Origin of the sequence: Nitrosomonas marina (assembly GCF_900110145.1) — a bacterium.
Taxonomy (GTDB): domain Bacteria; phylum Pseudomonadota; class Gammaproteobacteria; order Burkholderiales; family Nitrosomonadaceae; genus Nitrosomonas; species Nitrosomonas marina.
The window spans coordinates 161,365-167,802 of sequence record NZ_FOCP01000007.1 but is presented as its reverse complement, the minus strand read 5'-3'; the positions used below and the strand labels follow the sequence as shown (position 1 = coordinate 167,802).

At 46.8% G+C, this 6,438-nt stretch carries 5 protein-coding genes and 1 pseudogene; 1 reads left to right on the top strand and 5 read right to left on the bottom strand.

What is annotated here, in order from left to right:
• Positions 1–214 precede the first annotated feature (214 nt).
• A complete protein-coding gene (gene ppa / locus BMX44_RS07070; protein ID WP_090630330.1) occupies positions 215–754 on the top strand; it encodes an inorganic diphosphatase in 540 nt (179 codons plus the stop codon).
• Positions 755–864: 110 nt separating this feature from the next.
• Here ppa and BMX44_RS07065 read toward each other — a convergent pair whose 3' ends face one another.
• From BMX44_RS07065 to BMX44_RS07045, 5 genes and pseudogenes are all read right to left on the bottom strand, one after another.
• On the bottom strand, positions 865–2,490 hold the full coding sequence (locus tag BMX44_RS07065; protein WP_090630327.1) for a formate--tetrahydrofolate ligase: 1,626 nt from the start codon (positions 2,488–2,490) through the stop codon (positions 865–867).
• Between the two features lie 1,196 nt (positions 2,491–3,686).
• Positions 3,687–3,827 (bottom strand): hypothetical protein, encoded by a 141-nt coding sequence (locus BMX44_RS16790; protein WP_177167701.1) that lies wholly within the window; start codon positions 3,825–3,827, stop codon positions 3,687–3,689.
• Between the two features lie 464 nt (positions 3,828–4,291).
• Positions 4,292–4,450: pseudogene (locus BMX44_RS07055) on the bottom strand (magnesium chelatase subunit ChlI family protein); the annotation flags it as partial.
• A 13-nt stretch (positions 4,451–4,463) separates the two neighbouring features.
• On the bottom strand, positions 4,464–5,087 hold the full coding sequence (locus BMX44_RS07050) for a DUF3465 domain-containing protein (RefSeq protein ID WP_090630321.1): 624 nt from the start codon (positions 5,085–5,087) through the stop codon (positions 4,464–4,466).
• A 226-nt stretch (positions 5,088–5,313) separates the two neighbouring features.
• Positions 5,314–6,327 carry a LysR family transcriptional regulator gene (locus BMX44_RS07045; protein WP_090630395.1) on the bottom strand — a complete coding sequence of 338 codons (1,014 nt, stop codon included), beginning with the start codon at positions 6,325–6,327 and terminating at the stop codon, positions 5,314–5,316.
• Positions 6,328–6,438: the final 111 nt, after the last annotated feature.

The following is a 6,438-nucleotide window of genomic DNA, read 5'->3' as shown; positions in this document are numbered from 1 at the left end:
TTTTCCTCTTTTTATTGGTTGATCTGCCGAGATCTATACCAACAGGTTACACCGCTTTCTCTTCCCTTGTCATACACCAGAAATAATCATAGCTCGGGTTATTGCGCCATCGAGAGAAGTGTGCATGGCGACAGTCTTCCAATTGTTGAGTAATAAAGCGTTTGTGTTTTCAATACGCTATAATTCGTTATTTTCAAAGCGAGGCACACTGTAAATGCGTATCGAGGCTATACCCATCGGCAACAACGTTCCGGAAGATGTCAACGTACTGGTAGAAGTGCCGATCGGCGGTCATCCCATCAAATATGAGCTCGACAAGGACTCCGGTACGCTGGTGGTGGACCGTTTTCTGCACACCCCGATGACCTATCCGGGCAACTACGGGTTTGTGCCGAGTACGCTGTCCGACGATGGCGATCCCATTGACGTGCTGGTGTGTAATACCCGTCCACTTGTGCCGGGCTGCGTGATCAATGTGCGCCCGATCGGCGTGTTGGTGATGGAAGACAACTCCGGACAGGACGAAAAGATCATAGCGGTACCTTCTCCGCATCTGACCAAGCGATACGAGAAGATTTTCAATTATGATGATCTGCCGGAAATTACGCTCAGCCAGATCGCGCATTTTTTTGAGCATTATAAGGACCTGGAACCCGGAAAATGGGTGAAGATTGGTGACTGGCGCGATGTTGTTGAAGCCAAACGATTAATCGTCGAGGCCATAGACCGATACCGGAATACGCTTTCTTCATAAGCCAGGGAGCGCTCAGGGTCGCAAAGTTAATGCTGCGGTGCACACCGTTTCGGTGATATTCTGAAGAACAGTGTCTGTGGAACTGGTTTCGGATTCTCGCGGATTGTCCGTCAAATTCCCGTGATGTCTCCATCGTCGGTCAGATCGATACGATAGGCGGCCGGTTCGCGCGGCAATCCGGGCATGGTGACGATGTCGCCGGTCAATACCAGCAGATAACCGGCCCCGGCCGCGATACGTACCGATTCAACCGGCAGCACAAACCCCCGGGGATGACCTACCAGCGCGGGGTCCCCGCTGAGTGACAAATGGGTTTTGGCGATACAGACCGGCAAGCGGTCGTAGCCCAGTGTGTTGATACGGTCGAGATCTTTTCTGGCTGTCCGGCTGAATTCAACGCTGCTTGCACCGTAAATCGTTTGAGCCACGGCTTTTATTTTCGCTTCAGGTGAAGATTCCAGGCTATACAAATAGCGCGCCTCGGGCTGCGGTTGCTCGCTTGCGCTGACAACGGCATGTGCCAGATTTTCAGCACCGGCGCCGCCATCCGTAAATCCGCTGAAGCTGGCCACGCCCAGTTTGTGCTGATTGCACCACTGCTCAATCACATTCAACTCCTGCGCGCTGTCGCCTGTAAAGCAGTTGATAGCGATGACTGGCGCAAATCCAAATGCGTGGACACACTGAATATGATGTTCCAGATGTTTCAATCCGCGCTCGATTTCACCAAGATCGCCACAAAGCCCAGGATTCCCGCCGCCGTGTATGCGCAGGGCGCGTACAGTGACCACCAGAACTACGACGCTGGGCCACAGACCGGAACTGCGGCATTTCAGGTCAAAAAACTTTTCTGCGCCCAGATCGAACCCAAAACCCGCTTCGGTCACTGCGTAGTCGGCCAGGGTAGCTGCGGCACGAGTGGCCGTTACGCTATTGCAGCCATGCGCGATATTACCAAACGGACCGCCATGTACGAAAGCGGGAACGCCTTCGGAAGCTTGTACCAGATTCGGCAGCATGGCATCGTGCAGCAGCGCCGCCATCGCACCAGCCGCCTGCAAACTCTGCGCCGTGACTGGTTCTTCCGTACGGTCGAAGCCAACCAGGATACGGCCCAGCCGGGCTTTCAAATCTGCGGTGTGCTCGCTTAGGCAAAGAATCGCCATGATTTCCGAAGCCGCCGTGATATCAAAACCGGTTTCGCGCGGTACGCCGTTGAGCCTTCCGCCCAGCCCAATAACTGTTTGGCGTAATGCGCGGTCGTTGACGTCCAGCACGCGGCGCCAGAAAATCTGCCGATGCTCGAGATCCAGTTCGCTTCGAAAATGAATTGCATTATCCACCAGCGCGGCCAACAGGTTGTGTGCTGCGCCGATGGCATGCATGTCCCCGGTAAAATGCATGTTGATGCGTGCCGCCGGTTCAAGTTGGCAACAGCCACCGCCGGCGCCGCCACCCTTGACACCGAAAATAGGGCCCAGCGACGGTTCGCGCAGTGCCAGCGCCGTTTTTTTGCCGATACGCGCCAGACCTTGCGCAAGACCAATGGCGACAGTTGTTTTACCTTCACCGCTGCGGGTCGGGTTGATTGCCGAAACCAGCACAATTTTCCCCGGCGGATTGCCTTCAGGGCTGGGTAAAGCCTGCGATCGAAGCTTGGCCATATGCTCGCCAAAGCACATCAGCGATTCGGAATGCAACCCCAGAGTTTCAGCGATATCCAGTATATGGCGCATATGCGGAAAATGTCTTAAAAAATAGTGCCAAGCTTACTATGAGGCTGCAGATAAGTCGATCAATGCACAACTCAGAGATGTGATGACTACTTGTTTTCTTGATCAAACAGCGATCACGCGATACCCGGTTATTAATTCATGTGTCTGTAATGCAATACTATTTTATGTGCCCGGTGGATTGACCGGCTACATTCTTGAGAGAGTATTTATTTAGCATTATGTTGATCTGAATCAATAAATCTGATGTGGTTTCGATTCACAATCACATCTCGATTATTTCTTAACGAAGGGGTTTAGAAAATGCAAATGCTAGAAACTGAAGATGCAAGAACTTTTAGAAAACTGGGTTTCAATATCGCTGCCATAGGTGCAGTAGCCGCCGCTCTGATTATAATCTCAATGTATTTTTCGTAAGTGATTGAGTCAGGCGCCTGGGTTTTTCTGAATTAAGGTGTTTCATTAAAATCCAGGAGTCGGCGATAGTCCGTAGTTGTTCCTCCAGCCGCTCCGGAATCAAATCGTATTTTACTCAGTTTGCGTTTTTTCTGACTGTGAAGGGAGCTTGAGCGGTAGGCATGTATCTGCTGGTTATTCAAGATCGTGACCGCTCAGTTTTCTTGTTTCGAAAAAGCCGTGTCGTTTGGGCAAGATGCCAGAATGTTGGTATGCCTGACTACAAGGGGCTTTGTATAAAGAATGCTCGCTGGCCCGGAATTGGTTTAACGGCTATCCAGACGGTAGTATTGAGTCGCCTCAGTCTCAGCTTTTTGCTGGCTGATGGCTGTCTCGGCATTCGATAATTCTGCAATCATGCACGTGCGTTTGTTGGTGAATGCGGTGACAGGCACGAGTGGACAGGTTCAGAAGGTTTCCCATTTCGTCCTTTGTTGATAAAGCTGTTTCGAATCGTTACTTTATCTTTTCCGGTCGTCGCCGGGTCGGAGGACGACTAGGTGACTATCAGGTCTTGCATCACTATAAATAATCCCGATACTGTCAGCCGAGTTGTTAAAAAATGCAGAGAAGTGATGTTGTGCTGTAAGATCTGGTTCTTTGAGCGCTGGTGTGAATTGTGAATTTCTTAGCTCCTTGGCGCTCTGGCCACTGAACTAAGAAATGTACGATACATTTGATTGCAAACAAACCAGTCTCTTTATAGCTAACGATTGGTTTGCTCTGCAGTTAGTTGTGGTATGTTAAGTTGCTTTGTTCAAATTTTGTGTTACGACTTGATCGTTTGCCCCAGAATCCGCCACTGTCGCAGCGATAAACCCGACAGAAGCAATCACCATTAAGGTACCAATTGACAGAATTAGAAAATTTCTAGTTGTGTTCATGCGAGTTACTCCTTTGTTTGATATTTAACATCCGAGGAAGTGTAAATAAGTCAATATCTGAGGTGTATCGGGGAAATCATTATTGTTCACTAATGGAATCTATTAGGTGCTTCACTGCTACGGTTAGAGTAGCCTGGACGATTTGCCTCTTTTTACTGAGCAAAAACGCGCCGATCTGGGAAAGATGTCTTGCAATATGAAGGTGTCAAATCTATTACAAAGGTGTCAAATCTGTTTTTTAATTGTATTGTCAATTGTACAAAGGTGTCAAATCTGTTTTTTAATTGTATTGTCAATTGTGGCTATACAACGAGGAACTGAAGATTCCTAACCAAACAAGGTATTTAGAGTTGAACTCTTGATTCTGGAATTGACTGCCCGCTGTTAAGGTGCTCGTTAGTAGCGCAGCATAATGTCGCTCACGCTCATTGTGCCTTGTATGCCTTGATTAGCAAGGGCTGATACTAATACCTGTCCATCCGGCGGTACTGAATCGCCTCGGCTATATGCTGGCTGCTGATTGCTTCGGTGTTTGATAAATCTGCGATTGTGCGTGCGAGTTTGAGAATACGGTGATACGCGCGGGCGGACAGGTTCAGACGGTTGATAGCCTGTTTGGCGATTATCAACAGAAGGTCATTGATAGATCACATTATTATGAAAAAGCCATCCATTCACATGGATTGCGTCAGGATCATGATGCGTCCAGTGAATGATGCCACCTTGATCATTCCATTCGTATTCACCAAAGAATTCAATTTGATCATTTAATGCTAACGTATCAATTCTTGGTGCTAAATCAATGTTGTGCGCGATCAATAATGTTTGTTTTGATTTCAGTTCAATGATGAATCTTTGGTGACGGCTTCCATTCAAGTCATCTGACAGTATGGAAATGACAGTGCCCGTTCCATAAACCTGCACATTACTTTGCACATTTGCAAATAACCGAGCAAGCAATTCATCGCTATTGACTTCTGATTCAATGAAATCAGTAATTACCCCTGCATTGAGCAAACCACCGAAAACATTTCCATATACATAAACGCCTTTATCTTTAGTGCCGATATAGGTGTCAGTGTTGGGATAATAGCGAACCAGATACTCATCCAGAGTGGTAGTTTCAACGCCGGCAGGACTAAAAAAATTCGGATAAACAGTCTCAGCAAAATTAAACAGCTTATTGCTATTGATAAGAATATTTTCTGCGGCAGATATTCCAGGAATCAACGCAATGAGTAGCAGGGTCATGGATTTCATAGTTAGCGGTTTTGCTGAAGAAATAATTAAACTTACGACAGGATTCCATGATTCTGTAATGCGGTCTTTATCTGCTTAAAATTGACAACCTGTACCAAAGGAGTCACCCATTAGCCCTCCCGATTCACCCAGATTGCTCCTGACTCGATTTTTCTCCTGTTTTGCTCCGCTCATATCAAACAACCATGATTTAGTAAAATAGTTTTGTTTTTAACAGCTTATTATACTATTGGCTTCCACTGGAAATTTTTCCTAATGTGTGTTCCGGGTTAACCCGAAGTGTTTGGTTTTGATTGGGTAACAGTGGGCAATGACCGGTATTTCCATAGTGGCAGGAAACATCGGCCAGCAGTTGAGATGCTTGCTGTAAGTATTCTAAAAATACTTGCGCCACGACTGACAACTGTTTACCTGCTGGGTAGGCGTAATGCCAATGACGATTAATGGGCAGGCCTTTAACATCCAGAACAATGAGTTGCTTCGCAGGTGCGTCCAGCGCTACTGTATGGTGTGATAATATTGATATGCCCAATCCACCTATTATGGCCTGTTTGATTGCTTCATTACTGCCCAGTTCCATTCTCACTTTTAGTTTCAAGCCCTGGTCGGCAAAAAAACGTTCAGTGGCTATGCGCGTGCCGGAACCAGACTCGCGAGATATAAACGGCTCCTTAACTATGCGGTTTGGCGTGATTTCCTTTTCACTGGCGAGTGGATGATCAACCGATGCAAGCGCTACCAGTTGGTTTTCCAGGAATGTTTCAGCAATCACATCTATTTCTTTAGGAGGTTGTCCCAAAACATAAAGATCATCCAGATTGTTGGCTAAACGCTCCAGAATATTTGCGCGGTTAGTTACTTTCAGAAAAACTTCAATTCCAGGATGTTTGCGGCAAAACATGCCAAGTAACCGGGGTACAAAATACTTGGCCGTTGTTACCACTGCGAGTCGCAGTTTGCCGGTCTTCATCCCTTTCATATCTGCAGCAATCATTTCAAAACGCTCGAAGCATTTGAAAATATCCTGATTCATTTCATGCAGTTCTTTTCCCGCATCAGTGAGGTAAATTTTTTTTCCAATTTGCTCGAATAAGGGTAAACCGACAGCATCGGTTAATTTCTTGATTTGCATGGACACCGTTGGCTGGCTCAAGAACAATTCTTCCGCAGCGCGTGTGTAACTTCCATAACGAACAATTGCTTCAAAAACTTCAAGTTGGCGCAAAGTACCATGACGCATTACTATCCCCCATTTCATAGATTTTAATCTATGATATAGATAGAAAACTTTCATTATTATAAATAAATAAAGTGATGCATGATACCCCTAACCCGCTCCAGGATACTCTTT